The organism is Thalassospira sp. GB04J01, assembly GCF_000751115.1.
In the GTDB taxonomy this organism is placed as follows: Bacteria; Pseudomonadota; Alphaproteobacteria; order Rhodospirillales; family Thalassospiraceae; genus Thalassospira; species Thalassospira lucentensis.
Window position 1 is genome coordinate 25,323 of record NZ_CCDX020000015.1, and the last position, 24,670, is coordinate 49,992.

Genomic DNA, 24,670 nt, shown 5'->3' on the forward strand with positions numbered 1-24,670 from the left:
TTGCATGAACGATACGCCAACAGAACCCGTCAAACGTCACTTCATTGATCCGGCTCCGCGTTTTCGCGACCAGCGCAATCTGCTACCGGCGGTGTTTTTGGATCGTGATGGGGTGATCAACGAAGAAGTTCACTACCTGTCGCGGATTGAAGACCTGAAACTTATTCCCGGCTCGGCGCGCGCCATTGCGCGTCTCAATGATGCCGGTATTCCGGTTATTGTCGTGACAAACCAGTCGGGTGTTGCGCGTAGCTTCCTTACCGAAGATCAGCTTTGCGATATCCATCAGGAAATGATTGCCATGCTTGCGCGCGAACATGCCGCCTTGCAGGGCATTTACTATTGCCCGTTTCATAAGGACGGTGACGGTGAATACCGCCGCGAAAGCACCTGTCGCAAACCAAAACCCGGCATGCTTTTGGCGGCTGCGGCGGAGTTTGCAATTTCCCTGACCGATAGCGTCATGGTCGGTGACCGGATCAATGATCTGCGTGCCGGACATGCGGCGGGCACGCGAACCATTATGGTGCGCACCGGGCACGGCGCGAAGGAATCAGCACTTCCCGATGCGACCAAGGCCGATGTGGTCGTCGATGATCTTGCGGCTGCCGTTGATTATATTATCACATCCGTCATTGGCCGTTAAGTCCGTCGATCTTACGGTTGCTTGATGCACCAGTTCTGCCACATCTCGCGACAGGCATCTTCAAATTCGCGCGCAACAGCGGGTGCATGCAGGGCTTTGCTGTTTTGCAGGCGCTCGCGCATGTTTTCACGAATGCTGCCAAGTGCAGAAAGGTCTGCTGTCAGCATGATGCATTTATCGACATAGCCCTTTTGCGTATGTGCACAAAGCGCACCAAGCCCGATATCGCTCAAAAGGCCGAGACCCATCCGCGATCCGGTCAACTCACCGGCCAGCGACACAAACGGAACCCCGTGCCACAGCATCTCGAAATGGTTTTCAAGGCAGATGGCCGGGAATGGTGCCAATCCAACATCAATCTGGGCATAAAGGGTGGCACGGTCTTGCTGTTCAATGCGCCCGGCAAGATCAAGCTTGTCGCGTTTGATCCCGGCCTGCCGTGCACGATCCAGAAACGTCTTGGCCGCATAGGCATCTTCAAGGACTTCGTCCTGAACAACAATGCGGCTGTTTTTGACCTTGTTAAGGATCCGCGCAAAGCACATCAGCGTCTCGTCACTGATATGAGAAAGCCGGTCAATACAGCCAAACCGGATCACATCGCCAAACGCCGCGGGCAGGGGCGACACCGGTATAGTGTCATCAAACTCACCGGGCAGGTACGGCCCGAATGACAAGACTTGTGGCTGTTCAGAAAGCAATTTGTTTGCCGCAAGTTTGCCGCTAAACAGTTCCTTATGTCCGATCAGATAATCCATCTGGGGCATGCCGGTGCTGTTTGCCGCCATGCTGGCCTGTACCGGCGCACTGTGCAGCGCGAAAACCTCAATCGGTTGGGCTGGATGCGGGCCGCACAGATCAATCAGGATATCGATCTTATCCTTACGAATGCGGTTGGCGATATGCATCGGGTCCTGGCCATATACCTCGCGCCATCCATCGGCCATTACTTGCCACGCATGGGTTACCTGATCGGGGCGTGGTGTTGCTGAATATAAAAACAGCTCAACGTCGTTACGGTTTAAATGCCGTGCAAGTGCCCCCAGAAGCTTAAACGACGGATGATCACAAAAGAACGGCGAAATCCAGCCGATGCGCAATCGTTTATCGGTTTGCTTGCTGTTGGTGAATTCAGGCTGGGCTGCGATGGGCATGTGATGTTTGGCCCAGTTTTTCACCGCCTTGCTTAAGGTTACGCCATCCGTGGTCGACTGTTTGGCCAGTGACCGCAAAAGAATGCTATCAGCATTAACATTGTCGGGATGCTTTTTAAGAACCGCCTCAAGGATTGCGATGGTTTCGGGTAAATCACCACATTTCAGCATGATATCGGCCAGCACAAGGTCAATATCGACGGTATCCTTGGTCAATTGCCGTGCGGTTCTAAGAAGGGCAATCGCCTTGGCATATTGTCCCTGATGGGCAAGTGCCTGCCCCAACCCGCGCAGACCCGGAACAAACTTCGCATCAATGCTAAGGGCGCGTTGATAAAGGTTCTGTGCCGGTTTTGGATAGCCAAGCCGCAATAACATTGCCCCGACACGGGCAATCATGATCGGCGTAATGCCTGCGGCCTCGGCGGCGTGGTCAAGCGACTTTAACGCCGCTTCCTCCTGACCAAGCGCATGTAGCGCCTCGCCAAACAAAAGAAGCCCTTCAAAATGATCTGGCTGAAGCCCCAGCAACCGCCCCAAAAGATCAACCGACTGGCCAAGATGGCCGCGCGGTAATTCCAGACGGGCCAGATGATAAAGGGCGGTGGGGAAATCACCGTGATAGCTGATGGCCTGTTTGAACTGATCAATCGCCTTTTCAAGCTGTCCGGCACTTTCTAGTGCGATGGCATAATTGCACCGCGCTGCCGGATTGGCACCAAACCGCCCAAGACAGCTTTCAAACAGATCAAGTGCTTCACCGTACCGTCCGACACTTGTCAGAAGTGTCGCCAGAAGGTGTTCGGCCTCTGGGTTACCTGGCGCGATATCAAGAACCTGCCGATAGATTTCTTCTGCTTCGTCGGCGCGATTGCCTTCATGCGCACTCAGTCCGCGTCGCAACAGTGTCTTGAGTTGGTCGGACATGGGTGGGGGCTGCTCCGCCTTGCTTTGATCGTAAAATAATCTATGTGAGAGAGTAGGCGCTCACGCACTACGGCTCTGTAATGGTATAAACATTAAATGGTTCCGGATCGCCTTTAAAGTATTGAGTTTTAAGCTGTGCGACCGAGGTTCTTGGATTTAGGGCAAAAAAAAGCCCCGAACCGTGAACCGGCCCGGGGCGAGAATGGGAGTGGGAGAATCGCCTGGCGGCGATAATCACCTACTAAGATATGGTGTGATGGCGCAGAGGTCGCCTATCTAATAGGATAGTATTTAGGGTCTTTAGGATAGGTTTTGCCGGTGGCTACGCCTCTGGTATCCGCACATTAAATGCACGTCCGTTCTGATGAATGATATGGCTGGTGGTCTGGCACTTGGGTATCAATCGTGCCATATGATGGAATATGGCGAAATTTTCGGGCAAAAAACTGTCAAAATGCGCGAAGACTGTGCTAGAACGCACCCATATCACGAAAATGCAATCCGCGAATAAGAGAGGTTCCTTCCATGCCTGAATATAGGTCCCGTACAACAACACATGGCCGCAATATGGCTGGTGCGCGCGGCCTTTGGCGCGCCACTGGTATGAAAGACGAAGATTTCGACAAGCCAATCATCGCGGTCGTCAACAGCTTCACCCAGTTTGTGCCCGGTCACGTGCACCTCAAAGACCTCGGTCAGATGGTCGCGCGTGAGATTGAGGCCGCTGGCGGTGTTGCCAAGGAATTCAATACCATTGCCGTTGATGATGGCATCGCGATGGGCCATGACGGCATGCTTTATAGCTTGCCATCACGCGAAATCATTGCTGATTCCGTTGAATATATGGTCAATGCCCATTGCGCCGATGCCATGGTTTGCATTTCCAACTGTGACAAGATCACGCCCGGTATGTTGATGGCGGCAATGCGTCTTAACGTTCCCGCCGTGTTTGTATCGGGTGGCCCGATGGAGGCCGGCAAGGTTACCATCGAAGGTAAAGAACGCCACCTTGACCTTGTCGATGCCATGGTCGAGGCCGCTGATCCGAATGTCTCGGACGAACAGCTTGGCGTTGTTGAACGATCTGCCTGCCCGACCTGCGGGTCGTGCTCGGGCATGTTTACCGCCAACTCGATGAACTGTCTGGCCGAGGCACTTGGTTTGGCTCTTCCGGGTAATGGCTCGGTGCTGGCAACACATGGTGCACGTAAGGAACTGTTCCTTGAGGCGGCCCGCACGTCGGTCAAGCTTGCCCGACGTTATTACGAAGAAGAAGACATCGGTGCGACCCCGCGCGGCATCGCAACGTTCGAGGCGTTCGAAAATGCCATGGCGCTTGATATTGCGATGGGCGGCTCGACCAATACCGTGCTTCACCTTCTAGCGATTGCCAAGGAAGCCGAGGTCGATTTCACCATGTCTGACATGGATCGTCTGTCGCGCAAGATTCCGTATCTTTCCAAAGTCGCCCCGAACCACCCGATGTTCCATATGGAAGACGTCCATCGTGCCGGTGGCATCATGCGTATTTTAGGTGAACTTGAACGCGGTGGTTTGCTCCATACCGACGTTTCGACGGTTCATGCCAAAACCATGGCCGATGCCATTGAAAAATGGGACATCAAGCGCACGACGAATGACGCCGTTCACAAGTTCTTCCGTGCTATGCCCGGTGGCGTGCCGTCTCAGACAGCGTTCAGCCAGGAACGTTATTGGGATGACTTGGACCTTGATGAAAAAGAAGGTTGCATTCGTGACGTTGAGCACGCCTACAGTCAGGATGGTGGGCTGGCCGTTCTGTTTGGCAATATGGCGGTCAATGGTTGCGTCGTTAAGACTGGTGGCGTGGATGAAAGCATTCTGAAATTCACCGGCCCGGCCGTGATCTGCGAAAGTCAGGATGAAGCCGTCGCCAAGGTTCTTGGTGGTGAGGTCAAGGAAGGCGACGTTGTCGTCATCCGCTACGAAGGCCCCAAAGGCGGTCCGGGCATGCAGGAAATGCTCTATCCGACCAGCTATCTGAAATCCATGGGCTTGGGCAAGGCGTGCGCGCTGATTACCGATGGTCGTTTTTCGGGCGGGACGTCGGGGCTGTCGATTGGTCACGTTTCCCCCGAAGCAGCCGCTGGTGGGGACATTGCACTGGTCGAGCCGGGCGATACCATTGAAATCGACATTCCGAACCGCACGATCAAAATCGCGGTCGATGATGCGGTGCTTGCCGCACGTCGCAAGGCGATGGAGGCCAAAGGCCCCGAAGCATGGCGTCCGGCCAAACTGCGTAAACGTAAAGTCACAACCGCCCTTCGCGCCTATGCCGCCATGGCAACCAGCGCTGATCAGGGTGCTGTCCGTGACGTGACACAGGTCGAATTTTGATCTGAGATAAAGTTTCGGCCCATCTTAGGGACGTAAAAGCAAAGCGGGGCACCATTGGTGCCCCGCTTTGTTGGTTAATGGATATTTGTGATCAGGAAAGCGCGCTTTCCAATGGCAGGTGTTTGTATCCCAACGCATCGGCAACCGCCTGATAGGTCACCTGACCGGCATGGACGTTCAACCCGGCGGCCAAATGCGGGTCATCCTGACAGGCCTGTTTCCATCCCTTGTTGGCAAGGGCCAGCGTAAAGGGCAGGGTGGCGTTGTTTAGGGCGAACGTCGATGTGCGCGCCACAGCACCCGGCATATTGGCAACACAGTAATGTACGACATCATCAACGATATAGGTCGGATCGGCATGGGTGGTGGCTTTGGATGTTTCAAAACAGCCCCCCTGATCAATCGCGACGTCAACAATGACAGAGCCCGGTTTCATTTTTGACAACTGATCGCGGTGGATCAGTTTTGGTGCGGCGGCACCGGGGATCAGGACCGCGCCAACCACCATGTCGGCCTCATAAACCAGCGCCTCGGTATCATCAATCGTGGCATATTGGGTTTTGATGCGCGGGCCAAACAAATCATCAAGATAGGTCAGGCGTTTGATGTTGCGATCAAGGATCGTCACATCCGCCCCCATGCCCGCCGCAATGCGTGCGGCATTAGTGCCGACAACACCGCCACCGATCACAACCACCTTGGCCGGGGCCACACCGGGCACGCCACCCAGCAACATGCCACGCCCACCATTGGCTTTTTGCAGGGCAGCTGCACCAACCTGTGGCGCCATGCGTCCGGCCACTTCTGACATCGGGGCCAGAAGGGGGAGGCCGCCATTGCGGTCGGTTACGGTTTCATAGGCAATCGCAGTGACACCCGATTTCACCAATCCGGCGGTCTGGTCCGGGTCCGGTGCCAGATGCAGATAGGTAAACAAAAGCTGCCCATCGCGCAGCTGTTCATATTCGACTTCTTGCGGTTCTTTGACCTTGACCACCATCTCGGCGGTGGCAAAGATTTCTGATGCCGTCCCGATGATTTGCGCACCGGCGGCAATATAGTCTGCGTCGCTGCACCCGATACCATCACCGGCACCAGTTTCAACGATAACCTTATGTCCATGCGTGGTGATTTCCCGGACCGAGACCGGGGTTAATCCCACGCGGTATTCATGGTTTTTGATTTCCTTTGGAACACCAATAAGCATTGCGTTCTCTCCCGACGAATGTGGTGACACTTGGGCTTTCCGCTGGCATGTCCGGCGGTGCCCCTAGCGCATTGCGCTATTTGGGTCAGGCTTTGCGCCTTCCTTTTTATTATTTGTGCATGATACCCTAAAAATTGGGCAATTAATCTTCAATTCATGGTGAGTTTGGTGGTATAATTGCTAGATAATTTTAAAGAACAACCGTGTTGTCGGGGGAATATTCGAAATGCAGATTGATGAACGTGATCGCATGATCCTGCGCCTGCTGCAGCGAGACGGGCGCATCAGCAATGCCGAACTGGCCGAAAAAGTGAACCTGTCAGCATCGGCATGTCTGCGCCGTGTGCGCCTTCTCGAAGAAGCCGGGTTCATTGATCATTATACGATGTTGCTCAATCCGGCCCGCATCGGTAAACCGGGCAACGCGTTCGTCAATATTTCCATCACTCGCCAAACCCGCGAAGCTCTGGAAACTTTTGAAAAAGAAGTCCAGAAGGTACCCGAAGTTGTCGAGTGCTACTTGCTGGCCGGGCAAAGCGACTATCTCGTGCATGTGGTCTATAGCGACACCAGCGACTACGAGCGCATCCACAGCGAAGTCCTCACCCAGCTTCCTGGTGTTGAGCGGGTTCAAACCATCATCACCCTGCGCGAAGTCAAACGCACCACCGAACTGCCTGTCTGATCATTCGTCACAAGCTGATTTAAGAGCCTGCCAGCCTTGGTCGCTGATATCAACGGCCCCTGTTGAGGGGGCATTTTCAAATTGTGCGATACGCGCTTCCATATCCGGGTGGGAACTAAACATCTCGGGTAAGTCGAGCCCGTGTGCACCATCTTTCAGAGTTTTGTTGAGCTTGCCAAACAGGACCGCGGTATCTGTCATGCGGATGTTGGCGCGCTCCATGGTCTCAAGTGCGAACTGATCAGCTTCGCGTTCCATGTCACGGGTATATCCCTGTTGCAGGATAAATTCCGCCGGGACCGTCGCCGAACCACCACTGATCAGACGGATCAACTGGGTGACCGCGATATTGGAAAACATGTTGCGCAGGCCATGGTGCTTTTCGCTGTGCCCGATTTCATGGGCCAGAACTCCGGTAAAGGCTTCGGGACTTTCCATAATGTCGAGAAGACCGGAAAACACCAGAATTTGACCACCGGGGAGCGCAAGCGCATTGGGAATCTTGCTCCGCACAAAGGTGACGTCGTAGTCATACTCAAATGGCTTGCTGCTGCTGAGTTGGGCAACGATTTGTTGCACCGCCCTATGTGCCGCGTTTTTGGGAGTGCAGACCGCAAAGTCGTCCTCAAGCTGTTCTAGTGCAAACAGGATTTGCTCACGCCCCGCCTTGCCAAGAGCGATTTCCGACTGCCGTGGATAATGATCCGCCACAATGTTTACCGCCACCGGCACACCAAGCCAGATGGTAAGCCCCACCAATACGGTAAAACCAACAATGCCAGAAATCAGGCGCGTCATAGACTTGCGCGATGCCTCGTCTACGGCAACTGCCGGCGAACCATGTCGGAGTGCGTCGGCAACCGAACTGGCGTCTTGTGCATCAAACACAATTCTCATGCCGTTATCGTGGGCGCGACGCAGGCGTAGCGGGCGGTTGGTTTCGGGTTTCTCGCATAAAAGCAAATCCTGACGGGCGATTTTGCAAATCTCGCCGTCAGGATCGGCAATCAGGACGTCACGGTCATCAATGATGACCGTGACGTTTTGGGCTGCGGATGTCTTCCCGTCAAAGTAACGGGCGGTGACGTTAAAGTTCATGTTCCATCCACTAAATTCCACCAAGATCAAACGCCTCTGCCAATCCTTCGCCAGTGCGTGGGATGTTCTGGGCCTCGGCGTTGGCATGAAGGTCGGTAATCTCTCCCTGATACGCGAGGGATGAAATGTCGGCGGCCAACATTGAATGGATCATAAAGGTAAACCCGACAATGCTAAGCAGCGGGCCGATCAAAAGCATGACGATCACGATTGGAATAAACACCGAGGCAATCTGTTGTGGACTACCGGCATTCCCTGGATTGAAAGCGGAAAATGCCGCAAATCCGCCAAAGACAAGCATCAAAAGTCCCGCAACAATCAACAGAAGCAAAGATAACCCCAAAAAGCGCAAGATGATCTTGATGTATTGCGACGTCTGCAGATTACTTGAAAACCGGATGGCGCCCATTTCTGTGCAATCGGCCTGATACCGGAAAAGCCAGACATTATAATTCAGAAAAACAAAAGCGACCCCAAAATAGGCGATCACTCCTGCCGCAATCGGAAGCCAGATCATGCTAGGTCCGGAGGCAACAGCACTTAGGGCAAGGACGCTGCCAACGACCAGAACCAATATTGCCCAGCTTTTGAACCAGCGTTTGAAAGCAGCACCGAACGTGCCATTGAAGCGCGCCTGCGTATCACCGATCCATGTGTTGTCGGTTTGATAACGGGTGGTGGCAATGAAGCCAAGCGGCGCAAGAAGACCGAGCGACAAAAGTGTTACGATTGAGGTGCCAAACCCGATCAGGGCATATTTGAATGCTGATCCACTAAGACGTGCACGAATGCCACGCCAGAATGTCCGGCTGTAGCGATACCGTGTAGCGCGATAGGTTGCGACAAAGAACAGGAACGCAACTGCAATATAAGTAAAAATCATCGGCAACATCATCAGATGTGCCGGCAACATCGATCCGATGAAATTAAAGGCCAGAATAACCGGCACCAAAATGAGCGTCACAATGACAAAGCCAAGGAACAGTTCCAACCCGCGCCCGGTATATTCAAGGGCGTCACCGTCAATGACGATATTGCTCCAGATATAGCGCCGCATGCGTGTTTTGGCCCAAAACCGGAAAATGCCCAGTGTCAGTATGGTCCATAACGTGTTCCAGCAACACAACTTCAAGACGTCTTGCCAGCGTCCGAAATATGAGATGTCACCGGGTTGTCCATGCGATGGTGCGCCGTCTGACGGTCCGTTGCCCCACGGTTGGCCTGTATGGGGAGGCTCATTGCCACCAGTTCCCGATGTGGTCGGTCCTTCCATGTAAACCGGATGATCTTGTGAACTGGCAGTATTCTGCGAAGTGACATCATCGTAAATGTTCGCGGTGGGTTCTGATGTCGAATTTTCAGATAGAAGTTTGTTTGGGTCGTCATTTCGCGGCTCGGTGTTTTCTGTGCTCATATGCCCCTCGGTCTCTAATTGGGTGTCTTTCAAGCTGTCGTGAAAGTTCTCTGATTTTTCAGATGTTTATTTCCCCCAAGTTTGTTTTATCGCTCTTTCATGAGGGGCGCACTCACTCAAAAGGTTAGGCAAAGATACCTTTTGTCGGGGCGACTCGGAACGGAAATGGACAGATATAGTGAATTTGTTCAGGTTTGATCGTTATGGTTGATGTTATATGACCTTTATTCATTTATTTTTAGTGCAGCCATAGGGGCGAAGCGATTGTTTTGCCAATGTTTCATAAATTTTGTCTATTTAATCGGGTCACGTGATTTGACTTTGAGGTGAATTAATATGCAATAATATGTGTCAGGGGAAAAATGTTGGGGGAAGACATTTTATGGAACAAGAAAATCTTGTTCGGGCGCGTAGCCACGAACAGAAATTGCAGCGTCGTGCGGATATCCTAGATGCCGCGCGCGAACTTTATCTTGAAGGCGACGGCACCTTGCCGTCCGCAGCCGAGGTTGCGCGTAAGGCAAACCTCGCTAAAGGTACGCTGTATCTTTACTTCTCAAGCAAGGAATCGCTGTTTCTTGAAGTGCTTCGGCACTTTCAGAAAGGCTGGTTTGAGAACAATCTTGATATCATTGATCAGGAAGCCTTGCGGCGTCCCGAAGACCGGGACTCAACGCGGGTTGCACGACAGTTTGTCGACTATCTCGTGAAGAACGAGAAATTCCTGTATCTGGCGTCATTGTCACAAGGTGTTCTGGAATCGGGTTCTGATGATGAAATGGTCGTCGGTCAGCGGCGTTTTCTGGCATCCATGGTCAAACGTACCGCCGATGCCTTGGCCGAGCTTTATGAAATCACACCAGATGAAGCCAATAAGCTGATGCGCTCATCCTATGCGCTGGTCATTGGCCTGTGGCAAATGTCGCAGTTGCCCGACCGGGTCAAGAAGCTGATGGAACAAAATGCGCTCAACAACCTGATCATTGATTTTGCCGAGGCCGCAGAAGAAGCGGTTGTGAGCTATTGGCGGGTTGTTGCACCGGGCATGAAATGCCGTGAAATGATGCGTCGCGCCAGCGAAGGCATGACCGTCAAGTAACGTCGCGATAGTACAAAAATACCCCTAAAACGAAAGCAGCGCCCGACATAACGGGCGCTGCTTTTTTATTGGGTTTGTCACGGTCTTTTGGAGGCCGCGCCTTAGGTTTCCTCAGTCGAGGACGCCCGACTGCGGTTGCGCTCCGACCGCAGGATCAGCAGGCTGGAAATCAGGATCATCGCCGATACCGCCAAAATGATCAGGGTCGCCAGCGCGTTGATTTCCGGCGAGACCCCAAGCCTTACCGATGAGAAGACTTTCATCGGAAGGGTGGTCGATCCCGGCCCGGCGACAAAGCTTGCAATCACAAGATCATCAAGTGACAGGGTGAACGACAAAAGCCACCCGGCCAAAAGGGCAGGCAGGATCATCGGCAAGGTAATGACAAAGAAGATCTTTGCTGGTTTTGCGCCAAGATCCATGGCCGCTTCTTCGACCGATGTATCCATGCCCGACAGGCGCGATTGCACAACAACCGCGACATAGGCGGCACAGAATGTTGTATGGGCAATCGTGATCGTCGAAATACCACGTCCTGCAGGCCATCCAACCATTTGCTCAAGCGTCACAAACAGCAACAGCAACGAAAGGCCGGTGATGACTTCGGGCATGACCAATGGTGCGGCAATCATGCCTGAAAACAGCGTACGGCCTTTAAACCGGCCGAACCGCGACATAACAAGCCCGGCAGGCGTGCCAAGGGCCAAGGCGAGTGTCGCCGACATCACCCCAATGCGCAGGCTGTTCCATGCGGCATCAATCATGCCGTCATTGGAAAACAGTGACACATACCATTTGGTCGAAAATCCGGTCCAGACGGTGACGAGTTTGCCCTCGTTAAACGAATAAATCATCACCAGCAGGATCGGCACATAGAGAAAGGCAAAACCAAACACCAGTGCGGACAACAGGAAGGTAGATCTTTTACCGCTCATGACTGGCGCTCCTCCTGCTTGGTCTGGATATGCTGGAACCACATGATCGGCACGACAAGGAACACCAGCATGGCAATCGCCACAGCCGATGCAATCGGCCAGTCACGGTTGGCAAAGAATTCGTTCCAAAGCGTTCGCCCGATCATCAATGTATTGGGTCCCCCCAGAAGTTCCGGGATGACGAATTCACCAACCGACGGAATAAACACCAAAAGTGATCCAGCCAAAACGCCCGGCATCGACAAGGGCAGGGTGACCTTAAGGAAGGCCTTCCATGGCTTGCAGCCAAGATCAAGTGCGGCCTCAATCAGGCTCACATCCATTTTTTCCAGTGTGGAATAAAGTGGCAGGATCATGAACGGCAAATAGGTGTACACAATCCCGACAAAAACAGCCCCCTCTGTCTGGCGCATGATCAAGGGTTCCGTGATGATACCCGTCCACAGAAGGAACGCGTTGATCAATCCTTCGCGGTCCAGAATGCCGATCCACGCATAAACACGGATCAGAAAACTGGTCCAGAACGGCAAGATCACCAGCATCAAAAGAATACTGCGAACCGACCCGCGCGCACGGGCAATGCCATACGCCATCGGATAGCCGATCAGAAGCGTGATGACGGTCGAAATGGCCGCAATCCGGATCGAATTGAGATAGGCCGTAGCATAGAGGCTATCAGACAGCAGAAACAGATAGTTCCCGAAATTCAGCGTGACAGTCACGCCTTCTTCGATCCAGTCAAACAGCGAGCTATAGGGCGGCTGGGCATATTCCGCCATGGCAAAGCTGATCTTGAGAACGATCAGGAACGGCACAAGGAAAAATAGAAACAGCCAGACATAAGGAATGCCGATCACCAGCACGCGACCGTGCTTGATCATCCAGCGGTCAAATCGTTGCTTTAAGCTAAGAGACTTCTCTGGTGTGTCACTGGTCATTTGTTCAGAACCGAAGCAGCCCCGGCCTCCCACGATACCCAAACCGGGTCTTCCCACGTATAGCGGGGTTCAATCTGGCGTGTGGAGTTGGGTTCGGTGACCTTGATGCGTTTGCCACTAGCAAGGCGCACGTGATAGGTCGAAATACCCCCCAGATAGCCGATTTCCTCAACCTTGCCCGATACGCAGTTATATTTGGTATCTTCTGGTGGTTCTTTGGTCAGGCGCAGACGTTCGGGGCGAAGGGCGGCCCAGAAGGTCATGCCGCGGTGGCCCTGAACCGCGTGATCGATATAGATTTCGCAACCACCTTCGTCCGATTTGATGACGGCATATTTTTCATCATCATCAATCAAAACGCCCTCGACCAGATTAACCTGACCAAGGAAGTTCGCGGTATAGCGGCTGTTGGGATATTCATAAAGTTCAAACGGAGTGCCGATCTGGTTGATCACACCTTCATTCATCACGGCAATGCGCGATGCCATGGTCATGGCTTCTTCTTGGTCATGGGTCACCATGACAAAGGTGGTGCCGATTTTTTCCTGAATATTGACCAGTTCGAATTGGGTCTGTTCGCGCAGTTTTTTATCAAGCGCGCCCAGCGGTTCGTCAAGCAACAGCACCTTGGGGTTCTTCACAAGCGAGCGGGCCAATGCCACGCGCTGGCGCTGCCCGCCTGAAAGCTGATGGGGTTTGCGCTTGGCAAACTTGGTCATCTGCACAAGGGCAAGCATGTCTGAAACAAGGGTTCGGATTTCCGATTTCGGCAAACCATCCTGATGCAGGCCAAAGGCAACATTCTGTTCGACATTCATATGCGGGAACAGGGCATAGGACTGGAACATCATATTAGTCGGGCGTTCATAGGCTGGAACACCGGCCATATCGACACCATCAATATAAATCTTGCCCGATGTTGGTTCTTCAAACCCGGCCAGCATTCGCAGCAAGGTTGTTTTCCCACAGCCCGAACCGCCCAAAAGTGCGAATAGTTCGTGGCGATAAATATCAAGGGAGACATCATCAACGGCGTAAAAGTCGCCGAACTTCTTGGTCACACTCTCAAAGCGGATATAGGGAACCGCGTCTGGATTGTTCCAAGGTTGCGTCTTGTGCACGTCTTCATGTGCACGATCCAAAACCACCTCTGGCACCAGCATTCTCCCCTTGATCAATGTCACGATGAACCGATTTCATTGGGCGACAGTCCCTGATGACCTGCTGCGCAATCATTGATTGTTGCGCCTGCGCCAAGATGTCGGTCCGTTCTGATAACAGGATGAAGCAATTCTTCAATCTGTAAAGAGGGGTGTGCGATATTTTGAACAACAATCGGTTTCTGCCGCTATAAACGGCAGAAAATGGCCTTTGGGTGTTCAGAAAATATGCATTATTCGATTGTGGGAGTGATGTGTGACTTCGAGAATTCAGGGTGGAATTGATGGTGTGATCGCGAGTCCGCGATATGGTGGCTCGGACAGGGAAACCGTGGAATGCTGCAAAGCAAAAGGGCGCGATTGCAATCGCGCCCTTGCTCGTCCGGTAGGTTAGATCGTAATTGGCAAAGATGCCTTACTGACCGGTTTTAAGCTTGGTCCACATGCGGGTCCTGGTCCGTAGAAGACGAGAATCCGGCTCGACCTTGGAACGCAGACGTTCTTTTACTTCCTGCGGCGGATAGATGCCCTGATCTTCCAGAAGGGACGGGTCAACCATCTCCATTGCTGCAAGGTTCGGGGTTGCATAGGCAACGTAGTTTGCGATTTCAGCCTCGACATCGGCACGCAGCACATAGTCGATAAATTTGTGTGCCAGATCCGGGTTCGGTGCATCTTCCGGGATCATCATCGCATCAAACCAGATCAGCGTACCTTCCTTTGGAATGACATACTTGATCTCGTTGCCATTGCCGGCTTCTTCTGCACGCAGGGCCGCCATACCGACATCGCCCGACCAGCCAACAGAAATGCAGGTATTCCCGTTTGCAAGGTCGTTGATGTACTGCGAGCTATGGAAATAGGTCACATAAGGACGGATTTTATCAAGCTGCGCAAAGGAGCTTTCGATTGATTCCTTGGTCGGCTCGCCTTCCGGCACATTGCCAAGATAGAAGTTCACCAGCGGCGCGATCTCGCCCGGATCATCCAGAAGCGACAGGCCACATTTCGACAGTGGCTCGGCATATTTCGGATCAAAAATCATAGCCCAGCTATCAACCGGTGCATCATCACCAAGGACTTCCTTGACCTTGGCAACGTTATAGCCAAAGCCGTTGGTGCCCCAGAAATATGGCACGGCATAGGTGTTGTCCGGGTCGTATTTTGCCTGCTGCTGCAGGATGACCGGATCAAGGTTGCCATAGTTCGACAGCTTCGATTTATCAAGTGGCTGGAACAGCTTGGCCCGGATCAGGCGTTCTGCATCTGCAAGGGTCGGAACCACGATGTCATAGCCGGAGTTACCCGCAAGCAGCTTGGCTTCAACCAACTGGTTGCTGTCATAAACGTCATAGTTGACCTTGACGCCATATTCCTTTTCGAAATTCGCAACGGTTTCCTCGCCGATATAATCAGACCAGTTATAGATGTTGAGAACTTCCTGTGCGGATGCGCCAAAGGCAAAGCCGGAGACGGCTGTTGCAAGCACAATCATGCTTGAGGTTTTAAGAAGAGATTTCATTTCGCTGAGCCTCCCATGTGGCAGCGTTTGAAAATTTAATGGTCTTGTTGTTTGGTTTCCCCAAGACCGAGGGACACTTCTAATATCCTTTGAATGGATCAGGATATTGTCAAACACAAGATGGAAAATTGTGCATTTTTCGCATCAAGTGAAAATTTAGGCATACGCAATGCAAGAATCTTGCGCCGGGCGCGATCTCCCGGCGCAAAATTCGATCATCGATTTTAAACGTTGAGCAAAAGATGCTCGCGTTCCCATGCGCTGATCACGGTCTGATAGGCGTCCCACTCGGCTTCTTTGACCGCAATAACCGCGGTTGAGAATTCCTCACCCAGCAGCTCTTTAAGCGGCTTGCAGCGATGGAATTTTGCCAATGCTTCGTGGATATGGCGGGGCAGGGAATGCGCCCGATCATAGCCCGATCCTTCGATCGGGGACGTCGGATCGATTTCTTCGATAATACCCAAAAGTCCACAGGCAAGCGATGCCGCCACCGCCAGATACGGATTGGCATCCGCACCCGGAAGCCGGTTTTCAATACGGCGGGCAGCAGGCGGGCCGTTGGGCTGGCGCAGGCCAACCGTGCGGTTATCAAGCGACCAATGCATGTTGATCGGCGCGTCCGACCATGGCTGCAAACGGCGATAACTGTTCATGTTCGGGGCCAAAAGTGGCATGGCCGCAGGCAAATAGCGCTGCAGACCCCCGATATAGTTCAGGAACATCTTCGAATTTTCGCCGTCATCATCGGCAAACAGGTTCTTGCCGCTGGTGATGTCGAGCAAGCTTTGATGAATATGCATCGAACTGCCCGGCTGGTTGCCCATCGGTTTGGCCATGAAGGTGCCATAGACGCCGTGCTTAAGCGCTGTTTCACGCAAAGTGCGCTTGAACAGGAACGCCTGATCGGCCAGTTCGAGCGGCGCCCCATGATTGAAGTTCATTTCAAGCTGGGCCGGACCCGATTCGTGGCTCATGGTATCGGCATCGATATTCATTGCTTCGCAATAGTCATACAGGTCTTCAATCAGCGGATCGAACTCGTTGATCGCATCAATCCCGAACGCATTCGATGCCCGTTCCGGGCGGCCTGATCGGCCAATTGGCGGCTCAAGCGGGTTGTCCGGATCGGTGTTTTTCGCCACCAGATAAAATTCAAGCTCCGGGGCGATGATCGGTTTCATGCCGCGTTCTTCAAAGGCCTTGAGAACACGTTTGAGCACACCACGTGGCGAGATTGAAACCTCCTCGCCCGAGAAGTGATAACAATCGCAGATGATCTGGGCGGTGGGCTCTTCGTACCACGGCACGACGCGAATCGTCTCCGGATCGGGCACCATGACCACGTCTTTTTCAGCCGGATCAAGGAATGCGTCGGTTTCTTCCGGGTAGCCGCCTGTCACAGTCAGGCAGAAAATTGCCTCTGGAATGGCAAGGCTTTTGGCCTCCAGCCCGCGCAGAAACTTCTGTGTCGGCAAAACCTTGCCCCGGGCCACCCCTGACATGTCCGGTACAATGCATTCGACTTCTTCGATTTTTCGCTCAGATAGCCACTTCGTGAGATCGGTGCTCATATGTAGTCGGGCGCTTTCACGCCAGTCCTTCAAAATTGCATTTTCTTGCGTTTTTCGGGCCATTCCCGACAAAATTCACAAGAAAGAGTGATGGTCTTCAAAGAGTTTTGTATTTTATTTTGTTTTTGCTTTTCATAGTCGAATTATAGTCGAAATATCGGGTGTATCGTCGAAGATATCAATTCATATCTCTGGAACGGGTCCACCATATTGCGCTATAGTTACCACAGATTATAAGGGCACCGTTTGGATGCTGGTCAAGGAGGTATTATGAAAATCGATCATCCCTATCTTATGTTTCTTGGTGACGCGCCCGATGAACTGGCGGCAAAAACCGCACTCGGGATCAAGCAATGGCGCCCGGAATGGTGCATTGGGCAGCTCAGCCTGCCGGGCTGCAAGGCCGATCTGGGCCTGACGGAAATGACGATTGCCGAGGCAAAAGCCGCCGGCGTTAAAACGCTTGTGCTTGGCGTTGCCAACCGCGGCGGGATCATTGGCCCGGCATGGATGGAAACGCTTTTGGCCGCAATTGATGCGGGCATGGACATTGCCAACGGCCTGCATACCCGCCTAAGCACGATTCCCGAGTTGGTCGAAGCGGCCGCTGCCAAGGGGGTCCGCTTGTTTGATGTGCGCCATTTTGACGGCAAAGTTCCCGTCGGAAATGGTGAAAAACGGTCCGGAAAGCGCGTTCTTGCTGTGGGAACCGATTGTTCGGTCGGTAAAATGTACACCACCCTTGCCATTGATGCAGAAATGAAAAAACGCGGCATGAAGTCTGACTTCCGCGCCACCGGCCAGACCGGTATTTTCATTGTTGGCGAAGGTATCTCGGTTGATGCCGTGATTTCTGACTTTATCTCGGGTGCTGTTGAAACCATTGCACCGGCAAACGACCCGGATCACTGGGACGTCATCGAAGGGCAGGGCAGCCTGTTCCACGCCTCCTTCTCAGGCGTCACCATGGGCCTGATCCATGGTTCGCAGCCAGATGCGCTTGTGATTTGCCATGAACCGACCCGCACGCACATGCGTGGTCTTCCGGGCTATAAATTGCCAGATCTGAAAACCTGTCTGGAAGTCAACTTGCAGCACGCAAAACTGACCAATCCCGATTGCGTTGTTGTTGGTTTTGCCATCAATACCAAGTCGCTCGATGAGGCCGCCGCCACCAAGCTTCTGGCCGATATCGAAGCCGAGTTTGGCCTGCCGGCCGTTGACCCGGTTCGTATTGGTGTCGCGTCGATCGTCGATAAGCTCCAGGAGATTTAATCTTGCCCCAACTCAGTGTGATTTCTGAAGTCTTCCCCCTCGCACAGGTTTTTAAAATCTCGCGCGGGGCACGGACCGAGGCACATGTGGTCAAGGTGACCCTGACGGACGGCGAACACACCGGGTATGGGGAATGCGTTCCCTATGCCCGGTACGACGAAACCGTTGAAGGTGTCATCGCCGACATCAAGGCACAGGAAGACGCCCTGTCACGCGGCATGACGCGCAAGGAACTTCAGGATGCCATGAAGGCCGGGGCGGCGCGCAATGCTGTTGACTGTGCCTATTGGGATCTTGAGGCCAAGCGATATGGCCGTCGTGCTTGGGAACTGGCAGAATGTGACGCGCCAGAAGGTCTGGTCACGGCCGAAACGCTCAGCATCGATACGCCCGATAAAATGCGTGAAGCCGCGCGTAAGATTGCGCATGCACCCTTGCTAAAGGTCAAGCTCAACGGCGAAAACGTGCTCGAATCGGTGCGTGCGGTCCGCGAAGGTGCGCCAAAGGCACGGATCATTGTCGATGCCAACGAGGCATGGTCGATTGAGCTTCTTGCCGACATTGGCGAGGAACTTGATGCGCTGGGTGTGGAAATGATCGAACAGCCCCTGCCTGCCGGGCAAGACGATGGCTTGATGACGATTGATTGTCCGGTTTTGCTCTGTGCCGATGAGTCGGTTCATACGATTGCCGACATCCCGCGTCTGGCCAATCTTTATGATATGATCAATATCAAGCTCGACAAAACCGGTGGTCTTACCGGTGCGCTTGAGCTGGCCGAGGCCGCAACCAAAGCCGGTTTGCAACTGATGACCGGGTGCATGGTCGGCACATCGCTTGCGATGGCACCGGCCATGATTATTGGCGCAAAATCGCGCATTGTCGATCTGGATGGTCCGATCTGGATGGCCAAGGACCGTGAACACGGTCTGACGTTTGACAATGGCGTGATGGGACTGCCTGATCGGGCGCTTTGGGGCTAGCTTCTTTGGGGCACGTATTTCGATAAACAACACGTGCCCAAAGTGTCTGGAAGTGGGCTTTTACTGATCAAAAGAATCATCTGTGCGGCATGTTGTTATGGCATGCCGCACTTTTTGTATCTCAGGGTGGGCTCAGGCCACGCCGAATCGCTTGAACTTTATAAAAAGTTAAATTATTTTTCTTTGATTAACTTTTCCGGTTTCAGGAAAATACATTTATTTATCAATATACTATTTGATGATTTTCACCTGAACTGTTGTCGCAAAACTGGCGCAATGTATACATACCCTTCTTATGGATAGTTGTATCTGTGGTTAAATAAGGGAACGATCATAGGCAGTTCTACGGAGCAATTGGCTCCTGCAATTTTTGATGTTGGAGCTGTTTTGCGTGCTGTCTGGTTCAGCCATAGATGCTAAGCGCCGCGTAGGGGTTCTGCGTTGTCGCTGCAAAGACTTTTTCTATACACCTCGGCATGCAGAAATCCTGCATCTGCGGCGTAAGGAGTCGATCCAGCTTACAGCCCGTTTTGCCGCCGTATTTATGTGTGTGCTGCTTGCCGTCGTCCCGTTCTGGGATGGTGCGTACGACAGTCAGATGTGGCTGTCGCAAACCTCCATCATGCGTCTTCTTGTTGTTGGTATCGCAATTATGGTTCTGGTCAACCGCGCGGTTAGTGCGCGCTGGCGTCGGCATTTCCCGTATCTTCCGATGTTGATGCTGGTGATTGCGGCCTGTCTTTTGTGTGGTTTTGGCGCGCATGACCTGCTGGCCACACAGCGCATGTTTTCCGCACACAGCTTCCTGTTGCTGGGGCTGGTGTTGATGATTGCCATCATGCCGCTGACCTTGGTCGAGGCCGCGATACTGTCGTCCCCGATCATGGTGTTGCTGGTGATTGGTGCACAGGCATCGCTTGCGACGGGGTTTGTTGCGCTTGAGATGATCCTGGCTGTCTTGCTGCCCTTGGCAATCCTGTCTTCTTTGGTGCAGCTTTATCGTACGATTGTTGCCGCGCAGGAGGTGGCGATTGATCCTTTGACGGGCTGCTTTACCCGTGCGTTTGGCATGGAAATGATCCGGGTTACCTTCGACAGTTCGATGCGCAAAAATGCGCCCTATACAATGGCCTTCATCGACCTTGATGATTTTAAGCAAATCAACGACCGCCATGGCCATGATTACGGTGACCGGATTTTGGCAGAAGTCGGCAATAACCTTGTTGATCGCTTCCGCAGTTCGGATCTTGTGGTGCGCTGGGGCGGTGAAGAGTTCCTTGTGCTTCTGCCGGAACTTCCAATGGCGCAGGCAAATGAGGTTCTTGCACGTGTCATGGCGCCGGGGCTTGCCAGCCTGCAAGGTGGTCAGACACAATGCGCCAGTGTCGGCCTGTCAGAGCGCATTGAAGACGCCATTTCAATCCCGCAGAACCTGATCGATCTTGCTGATCAGCGGATGTATGACGCCAAAAAGCGCCGCGATCATGATGACATGATTGCCGAAAGCATGTCGGGCCGTAAACGCCCGGCCGACGCCGCCGCGATTGCTGCCACGGCTCACAAATCAAGCCGCGCAGACAGCAAGACCGCCAATCAGACAATCAACTAATGTCTGGTACTGTGGGCGTCACCGCCCGCGACGATCCTTTCCCTGTTGTCATCCAAAATCAAACTTGATGCCTGTCGACCAGAGGGTGCCATTGACCGTCACGTCGCCACGCCCGATGCTACTAGACCGTAGCGCTGGCGCTCTGGGGCGATGATGTTGCCAGTGTGCCGTTTCGTAAATGCCCGTTGATGATGGCCTGCAGCGACACGAAACCTCTGTGTGCATGTGTCTTCACCCTCTCCGATCCGCGGACCGTTCTCCCTGCATTTGTAAAATGCCGGGGAGTGCTGCTTTGGGGATCGCCGGGTGGTGAATGCTTCTTTTGTGGAAATTTTGGCCCAAAATGATTCGTTTGCGATGATTTCAATGTGGAATCGCTGCAGAACAGCCAAATTTTATCGCGCGATTCGCATTCAAAGCACAGTGGGGCAGGCGGTGGGGCCCGTGTATGGAGTCCGCAGGTGATCAAAATTTAACCCAGACCCGCCTGAAATCAGCACGAAACAGTGTCAGTTCTGTGAAATTGTGATGAAAAAAGGTGCAGGAATAATTTTGATAAAAAAATAGTCAAAAAGCTATTGCGTCCTGTCGGGCAAATGGGTAATCTCCATTTGTGCGCTGCGGTAGGACGCAGTGCATTCCGGCGAGCGACTTGTTCGCTCGTTTCTTGGACGTTTCCTCCCTAGACTTGGGCCGCTTTCATAGGCGGCCTTTTTTTTGTCTAAATTCAGCCATTTAGCCAAATTTGGGCATATACTCATCGTCTGAGCATATCGCTGTTTTCGGTTTGCGCGAAATGGTGCGGTGCAAATCAATTGCCGGTCGAAATTAGCTGCAGCTATCCTTGAGCGCGCCAATTTGAGTGTTCTGATCTGCTTCTGACAGGGCCGGATCGCGCAATTCCTTGATCATATAACGCAATTTGATGCGAATGGCGGCCTCGCTTTCCGGGCTGGGCTTTTCTGATGCATTGGCAACAGCGCGCTTGATCCAGATTTCTGCATTGTTCGTCTCGGTCGCGGCGGTGGGATTGATCTCGTAATAGGCCGCACAGGCCAGATCTTCGCGCCAGTCTTTGGTGTTGGTCAGAAAATCCATGTCATAAAAGCCTACCGCTGCAATCACGATGACTGCAATCGGCAATGCCTTGTGGCTGCCAAGTTGGCGCAAGCCATCAGATAGGGAATTGTGCGACGATATGATTCCGACCTCAGTTCAGAGTGGGGCACCAGATATGTACAGCCGCTGATGCGTGATCTGTGTCGCGATTGCGGCTATACTCACTTCTCGCGCTCTGGATTGCCGTCTGGGAAATTGCCATCGCCATCCCCCAGCCCGCGCTGCATGATCACGCTATCGACCCAGCGACCCAGTTTAAAACCGGCCGACTGCAAAGTTCCGGCAACGCGAAAGCCAAGCCGCGCGTGCAGCCCGATCGAGGCAACATTGGCAGAATCGCCAATCACCGCCACCATCTGGCGATAGCCAAGGGCCGTGCAGCGCGTCAAAAGCTCTGCCAGAAGCGCGCGGCCCGCTCCCTTACCAACCACGTCAGGCGCGATATAGATCGTGTCTTCGACGGTAAACCGGTATGCCGGGCGGGTCCGATAAGCCCCGGCATAGGCAAACCCCTCAACCCGGCCATCAATCTCGGCCACCAGATAGGGCAGGCCGCGTTCACGCACATGCTGCCAGCGCGACGTCAGTTCGGCGATTTCTGGTGCGCGTTCTTCAAACGATGCCAGGCCATGCAAAACATGGTGGCCATAAATTTCGGTAATGCGCGCGAAATCTTCGGGTTCGGCATCCCGGATGATCAGGTCGATTAAGGGAACACTGGCATCAGTATGGGCGGGGCTGGTCATTAAAACGGGTTCCCGTCAAGATCGTGGAAGCTTGAAATCAGATGGGTCATTTGTTCGCGCAAGGTATCAAATCCGCGATGCGGCGTGATCGTTGCTTCATCCATATAAAGCGATCGGGCAAGCTCGATCTGAAGGCTGTGCACATTGGTCTCCGGGTGGCCGTAATGGCGTGTGCAATAGCCCCCGGCATATGGATCATTGTGCGCCGGGATAAAGCCCAGATTGCGCACGCAATCATCCACAAACCGCGTCAATGACGGGTGGCAGGAACTTCCATAGCAATCGCCAAGCACCAGATCAACGCGGTTTTTGGCACTATCGACAGAATCACCGGGCATCGAATGGCAATCAATCAGGATGCAGTAGCCAAATGCGTCACGCGTCGCCTTGATCAAATTTTGCAGGGCGCGATGATATGGCCGGTAATAGGTGTCAATGCGATCAAATGCCTCGGTGACGGGCAGGCGGGATTTATAAATCTCAACCCCGCCGCTGACCACGCGCGGGATTGATCCCAGGCCTGACAGGGCGCGCATGGAATGGGTTTCGGCATCGGCGGGCAACTCACCGTCAAACATGCGTGGATCCAGCTCCATCGCGCCGCGATTAACATCGACATAGGCGCGTGGGAACGTTGCACACAGCAAGGGCGCGCCCAGTTGCGGGGCAGCGGCAAACAGCTGATCGACAAAGGCGTCTTCGGACGCGCGCAGCTCAAACGATCCGATCCGCGCGCTGGCAATCAGGTCTTGCGGATACTGGCGTCCCGAATGCGGTGATGCAAAGACCACGGGCAGGGTTTGCCGTGCTGGAAGAATAACGGTGGCGGGGCCGGTTGTGGCCATTTCCGAAGGCAACTGGTTCATTGTCTTGGTATCATCCATCCCTGATGGCGGTTTGGTTATATCCCGACTCCGATCTCTCACAATCTGATCTATAGCATATGGGAATTGGCTGGCAATTGATGAAGAATTTTTGTCAAAAACCCATTTCTGGGGTTGCGCCTTTGTCTGCCTTGGGCTAAATACCGCCTCGCCGACGCAAACGGCAGGGCCACTTCTTCTTACGAGATGGAGCGGTCTTTCGAAAGATGGATTTGCGGGCCTATAGCTCAGTTGGTTAGAGCGTTCGCTTGACATGCGAGAGGTCACAAGTTCGAGTCTTGTTAGGCCCACCATCTTTCACACAATTTACGGGCCTATAGCTCAGTTGGTTAGAGCGTTCGCTTGACATGCGAGAGGTCACAAGTTCGAGTCTTGTTAGGCCCACCATTCCCGCCCCGCCGGTTCACCGCGCGGGGTTTTGTGTGTCTGGGGCAAATTTCCTGCGACGATGTCTTAAGGGGGTTATGCCTTAAGACCTGCGCAGCGTGCGGTGTTTCGGATGTGGTTTTGCATCTCTTCGCGTGCTGCATTGGCATCCCCATCCGACAGGGCCTTGATGATGCGCCGATGTTCGCCGATGGATGCGCGCATCCGTTCCGGGTCGGTGATCGGGATTGGTTGGCGCTGGGTTTCGGTGATCTGATCGCGCACGGTTTTATAAAGGTCGCGCAGCATGCTGTTGCTACATGCCTGAACAATCGTGTTGTGAAATTCCAGATCCGCATCGACGTTGGCAATCAAATCCTGTGCGGCCCAGCCTTTTTCCATCTGATCGGTCGCATCTGCCATATGTTCAAGCTGCCCGGCCGTAAGGCGATGGCACGCAAGGGCGGCAATTTCACCTTCAAGGATCATGCGGGTCTGAAACACGTCAAACACCGTATGGCTTTCGGAATAACGCCACGGTGCCATGTCGCCTGGTGTGCGGCTGTTGGGGTCGGTGACGAATGTGCCGCGCCCGGCCTCGGTCTTGATCATGCCGAGCGTCTCAAGGGTCAGCAGGGCCTCGCGAAGCGACGCACGTGAAATGCCGAACTTCTGGGCGAACTCGCGTTGGGACGGAATTTTGTCCCCGGGTTTCAGGGATCCGTTCTGGATCATTTCCTGAATTTGGCGCGCTACCGTTTGCGGCAGAAGTGTACGGTTGAACATTCCTGCTATTCCTCGTTGCTTATTTTTTATCCAATTAACGCCATAAAAGCGCATATGACTCATTTTTGCACAAACAATCTTGCATGGCACATTCAAATATGTTTGTTTGGTCGGACTGGTCTGACCAGTTAGACCAGTACTATTCAGGGATGGCTAAAAACACA

At 53.3% G+C, this 24,670-nt stretch carries 20 protein-coding genes and 2 tRNA genes; 9 read left to right on the top strand and 13 right to left on the bottom strand.

Annotation, left to right across the window (positions count from 1 at the left end; all coding sequences use genetic code 11):
* The first annotated feature begins 4 nt into the window (after nucleotides 1–4).
* The gene (gene gmhB, locus AMM48_RS15850) at nucleotides 5–646 is read left to right on the top strand and encodes a D-glycero-beta-D-manno-heptose 1,7-bisphosphate 7-phosphatase (RefSeq protein WP_102784833.1); all 642 of its coding nucleotides are present in this window, start codon (nucleotides 5–7) and stop codon (nucleotides 644–646) included.
* A gap of 11 nt (nucleotides 647–657) precedes the next feature.
* Here gmhB and AMM48_RS15855 read toward each other — a convergent pair whose 3' ends face one another.
* Nucleotides 658–2,727 (bottom strand): tetratricopeptide repeat protein, encoded by a 2,070-nt coding sequence (locus tag AMM48_RS15855; protein ID WP_102784834.1) that lies wholly within the window; start codon nucleotides 2,725–2,727, stop codon nucleotides 658–660.
* A gap of 525 nt (nucleotides 2,728–3,252) precedes the next feature.
* Between AMM48_RS15855 and ilvD the strand changes: the two genes are divergently transcribed.
* Nucleotides 3,253–5,106: a dihydroxy-acid dehydratase gene (gene ilvD / locus AMM48_RS15860; RefSeq protein WP_102784835.1), complete on the top strand. Its 1,854-nt coding sequence runs from the start codon at nucleotides 3,253–3,255 to the stop codon at nucleotides 5,104–5,106.
* Between the two features lie 91 nt (nucleotides 5,107–5,197).
* Here the strand turns inward: ilvD and ald are convergent, their stop codons facing one another.
* Nucleotides 5,198–6,313 (bottom strand): alanine dehydrogenase, encoded by a 1,116-nt coding sequence (ald, locus tag AMM48_RS15865; RefSeq protein WP_102784836.1) that lies wholly within the window; start codon nucleotides 6,311–6,313, stop codon nucleotides 5,198–5,200.
* Between the two features lie 226 nt (nucleotides 6,314–6,539).
* Between ald and AMM48_RS15870 the strand changes: the two genes are divergently transcribed.
* Nucleotides 6,540–6,998, top strand: coding sequence for an Lrp/AsnC family transcriptional regulator (locus tag AMM48_RS15870; protein ID WP_022730369.1), 459 nt, complete (start codon nucleotides 6,540–6,542; stop codon nucleotides 6,996–6,998).
* Here AMM48_RS15870 and AMM48_RS15875 read toward each other — a convergent pair whose 3' ends face one another.
* Both AMM48_RS15875 and AMM48_RS15880 read right to left on the bottom strand, forming a co-directional pair.
* Nucleotides 6,999–8,096, bottom strand: a complete 1,098-nt coding sequence (locus AMM48_RS15875; protein ID WP_158246478.1) for a M48 family metallopeptidase — start codon at nucleotides 8,094–8,096, stop codon at nucleotides 6,999–7,001.
* 10 nt (nucleotides 8,097–8,106) lie between these two features.
* On the bottom strand, nucleotides 8,107–9,510 hold the full coding sequence (locus AMM48_RS15880; protein WP_102784838.1) for a DUF898 family protein: 1,404 nt from the start codon (nucleotides 9,508–9,510) through the stop codon (nucleotides 8,107–8,109).
* A gap of 382 nt (nucleotides 9,511–9,892) precedes the next feature.
* Between AMM48_RS15880 and AMM48_RS15885 the strand changes: the two genes are divergently transcribed.
* Nucleotides 9,893–10,609, top strand: a complete 717-nt coding sequence (locus AMM48_RS15885; protein ID WP_101304892.1) for a TetR family transcriptional regulator — start codon at nucleotides 9,893–9,895, stop codon at nucleotides 10,607–10,609.
* A gap of 101 nt (nucleotides 10,610–10,710) precedes the next feature.
* On the opposite strand, the gene AMM48_RS15890 is transcribed toward AMM48_RS15885, so the two are convergent.
* The 5 genes from AMM48_RS15890 to AMM48_RS15910 form a co-directional block, all read right to left on the bottom strand.
* Nucleotides 10,711–11,544 (bottom strand): ABC transporter permease subunit, encoded by an 834-nt coding sequence (locus AMM48_RS15890; protein ID WP_102784839.1) that lies wholly within the window; start codon nucleotides 11,542–11,544, stop codon nucleotides 10,711–10,713.
* A complete protein-coding gene (locus tag AMM48_RS15895; RefSeq protein WP_102784840.1) occupies nucleotides 11,541–12,482 on the bottom strand; it encodes an ABC transporter permease subunit in 942 nt (313 codons plus the stop codon). The genes AMM48_RS15890 and AMM48_RS15895 overlap by 4 nt, the downstream gene beginning before the upstream one ends.
* Nucleotides 12,479–13,645: a polyamine ABC transporter ATP-binding protein gene (gene potA / locus AMM48_RS15900; RefSeq protein WP_102784841.1), complete on the bottom strand. Its 1,167-nt coding sequence runs from the start codon at nucleotides 13,643–13,645 to the stop codon at nucleotides 12,479–12,481. The genes AMM48_RS15895 and potA overlap by 4 nt, the downstream gene beginning before the upstream one ends.
* A 412-nt stretch (nucleotides 13,646–14,057) precedes the next feature.
* The gene (locus AMM48_RS15905) at nucleotides 14,058–15,164 is read right to left on the bottom strand and encodes a polyamine ABC transporter substrate-binding protein (protein ID WP_102784842.1); all 1,107 of its coding nucleotides are present in this window, start codon (nucleotides 15,162–15,164) and stop codon (nucleotides 14,058–14,060) included.
* Between the two features lie 224 nt (nucleotides 15,165–15,388).
* Nucleotides 15,389–16,738: a glutamine synthetase family protein gene (locus AMM48_RS15910; protein ID WP_102784843.1), complete on the bottom strand. Its 1,350-nt coding sequence runs from the start codon at nucleotides 16,736–16,738 to the stop codon at nucleotides 15,389–15,391.
* 270 nt (nucleotides 16,739–17,008) lie between these two features.
* On the opposite strand from AMM48_RS15910, the gene dgcN reads away from it, so the two are divergent.
* The 3 genes from dgcN (at nucleotide 17,009) to AMM48_RS15925 (ending at nucleotide 20,605) form a co-directional block, all read left to right on the top strand.
* Nucleotides 17,009–18,013 carry an N-acetyltransferase DgcN gene (dgcN, locus tag AMM48_RS15915; RefSeq protein ID WP_101304897.1) on the top strand — a complete coding sequence of 335 codons (1,005 nt, stop codon included), beginning with the start codon at nucleotides 17,009–17,011 and terminating at the stop codon, nucleotides 18,011–18,013.
* 2 nt (nucleotides 18,014–18,015) lie between these two features.
* The gene (gene dgcA / locus AMM48_RS15920; protein WP_102784844.1) at nucleotides 18,016–18,996 is read left to right on the top strand and encodes an N-acetyl-D-Glu racemase DgcA; all 981 of its coding nucleotides are present in this window, start codon (nucleotides 18,016–18,018) and stop codon (nucleotides 18,994–18,996) included.
* 391 nt (nucleotides 18,997–19,387) lie between these two features.
* A complete protein-coding gene (locus tag AMM48_RS15925; RefSeq protein ID WP_244271258.1) occupies nucleotides 19,388–20,605 on the top strand; it encodes a GGDEF domain-containing protein in 1,218 nt (405 codons plus the stop codon).
* Nucleotides 20,606–21,433: 828 nt separating this feature from the next.
* On the opposite strand, the gene AMM48_RS15930 is transcribed toward AMM48_RS15925, so the two are convergent.
* The 3 genes from AMM48_RS15930 to AMM48_RS15940 form a co-directional block, all read right to left on the bottom strand.
* On the bottom strand, nucleotides 21,434–21,703 hold the full coding sequence (locus tag AMM48_RS15930; protein WP_146030417.1) for a hypothetical protein: 270 nt from the start codon (nucleotides 21,701–21,703) through the stop codon (nucleotides 21,434–21,436).
* Between the two features lie 182 nt (nucleotides 21,704–21,885).
* Nucleotides 21,886–22,470: a GNAT family N-acetyltransferase gene (locus tag AMM48_RS15935; protein ID WP_101304901.1), complete on the bottom strand. Its 585-nt coding sequence runs from the start codon at nucleotides 22,468–22,470 to the stop codon at nucleotides 21,886–21,888.
* Nucleotides 22,470–23,336, bottom strand: a complete 867-nt coding sequence (locus AMM48_RS15940) for an N-formylglutamate amidohydrolase (protein WP_102785118.1) — start codon at nucleotides 23,334–23,336, stop codon at nucleotides 22,470–22,472. Before AMM48_RS15940 ends, AMM48_RS15935 begins: the two co-directional genes overlap by 1 nt.
* A 234-nt stretch (nucleotides 23,337–23,570) precedes the next feature.
* Here AMM48_RS15940 and AMM48_RS15945 point away from each other — a divergent pair.
* Both AMM48_RS15945 and AMM48_RS15950 read left to right on the top strand, forming a co-directional pair.
* Nucleotides 23,571–23,647: transfer RNA gene (locus tag AMM48_RS15945), tRNA-Val, on the top strand.
* A gap of 17 nt (nucleotides 23,648–23,664) precedes the next feature.
* Nucleotides 23,665–23,741, top strand: a tRNA-Val gene (locus AMM48_RS15950).
* A gap of 75 nt (nucleotides 23,742–23,816) precedes the next feature.
* Here the strand turns inward: AMM48_RS15950 and AMM48_RS15955 are convergent.
* Nucleotides 23,817–24,506, bottom strand: coding sequence for a FadR/GntR family transcriptional regulator (locus tag AMM48_RS15955; protein ID WP_102784847.1), 690 nt, complete (start codon nucleotides 24,504–24,506; stop codon nucleotides 23,817–23,819).
* Nucleotides 24,507–24,670 lie beyond the last annotated feature (164 nt).

Bases quoted from the DNA above. Each gene is read 5' to 3' on its own strand.
- AMM48_RS15955 (WP_102784847.1), bottom strand. From the start codon at position 24,506: ATGTTCAACCGTACACTTCTGCCGCAAACGGTAGCGCGCCAAATTCAG.
- AMM48_RS15890 (WP_102784839.1), bottom strand. From the start codon at position 11,544: ATGAGCGGTAAAAGATCTACCTTCCTGTTGTCCGCACTGGTGTTTGGT.
- AMM48_RS15940 (WP_102785118.1), bottom strand. From the start codon at position 23,336: ATGAACCAGTTGCCTTCGGAAATGGCCACAACCGGCCCCGCCACCGTT.
- AMM48_RS15910 (WP_102784843.1), bottom strand. From the start codon at position 16,738: ATGAGCACCGATCTCACGAAGTGGCTATCTGAGCGAAAAATCGAAGAA.
- AMM48_RS15880 (WP_102784838.1), bottom strand. From the start codon at position 9,510: ATGAGCACAGAAAACACCGAGCCGCGAAATGACGACCCAAACAAACTT.
- AMM48_RS15870 (WP_022730369.1), top strand. From the start codon at position 6,540: ATGCAGATTGATGAACGTGATCGCATGATCCTGCGCCTGCTGCAGCGA.
- AMM48_RS15855 (WP_102784834.1), bottom strand. From the start codon at position 2,727: ATGTCCGACCAACTCAAGACACTGTTGCGACGCGGACTGAGTGCGCAT.
- gmhB (WP_102784833.1), top strand. From the start codon at position 5: ATGAACGATACGCCAACAGAACCCGTCAAACGTCACTTCATTGATCCG.
- AMM48_RS15885 (WP_101304892.1), top strand. From the start codon at position 9,893: ATGGAACAAGAAAATCTTGTTCGGGCGCGTAGCCACGAACAGAAATTG.
- dgcN (WP_101304897.1), top strand. From the start codon at position 17,009: ATGAAAATCGATCATCCCTATCTTATGTTTCTTGGTGACGCGCCCGAT.
- AMM48_RS15875 (WP_158246478.1), bottom strand. From the start codon at position 8,096: ATGAACTTTAACGTCACCGCCCGTTACTTTGACGGGAAGACATCCGCA.
- AMM48_RS15895 (WP_102784840.1), bottom strand. From the start codon at position 12,482: ATGACCAGTGACACACCAGAGAAGTCTCTTAGCTTAAAGCAACGATTT.
- potA (WP_102784841.1), bottom strand. From the start codon at position 13,645: ATGCTGGTGCCAGAGGTGGTTTTGGATCGTGCACATGAAGACGTGCAC.
- AMM48_RS15905 (WP_102784842.1), bottom strand. From the start codon at position 15,164: ATGAAATCTCTTCTTAAAACCTCAAGCATGATTGTGCTTGCAACAGCC.
- ilvD (WP_102784835.1), top strand. From the start codon at position 3,253: ATGCCTGAATATAGGTCCCGTACAACAACACATGGCCGCAATATGGCT.
- AMM48_RS15930 (WP_146030417.1), bottom strand. From the start codon at position 21,703: ATGGATTTTCTGACCAACACCAAAGACTGGCGCGAAGATCTGGCCTGT.
- ald (WP_102784836.1), bottom strand. From the start codon at position 6,313: ATGCTTATTGGTGTTCCAAAGGAAATCAAAAACCATGAATACCGCGTG.
- AMM48_RS15935 (WP_101304901.1), bottom strand. From the start codon at position 22,470: ATGACCAGCCCCGCCCATACTGATGCCAGTGTTCCCTTAATCGACCTG.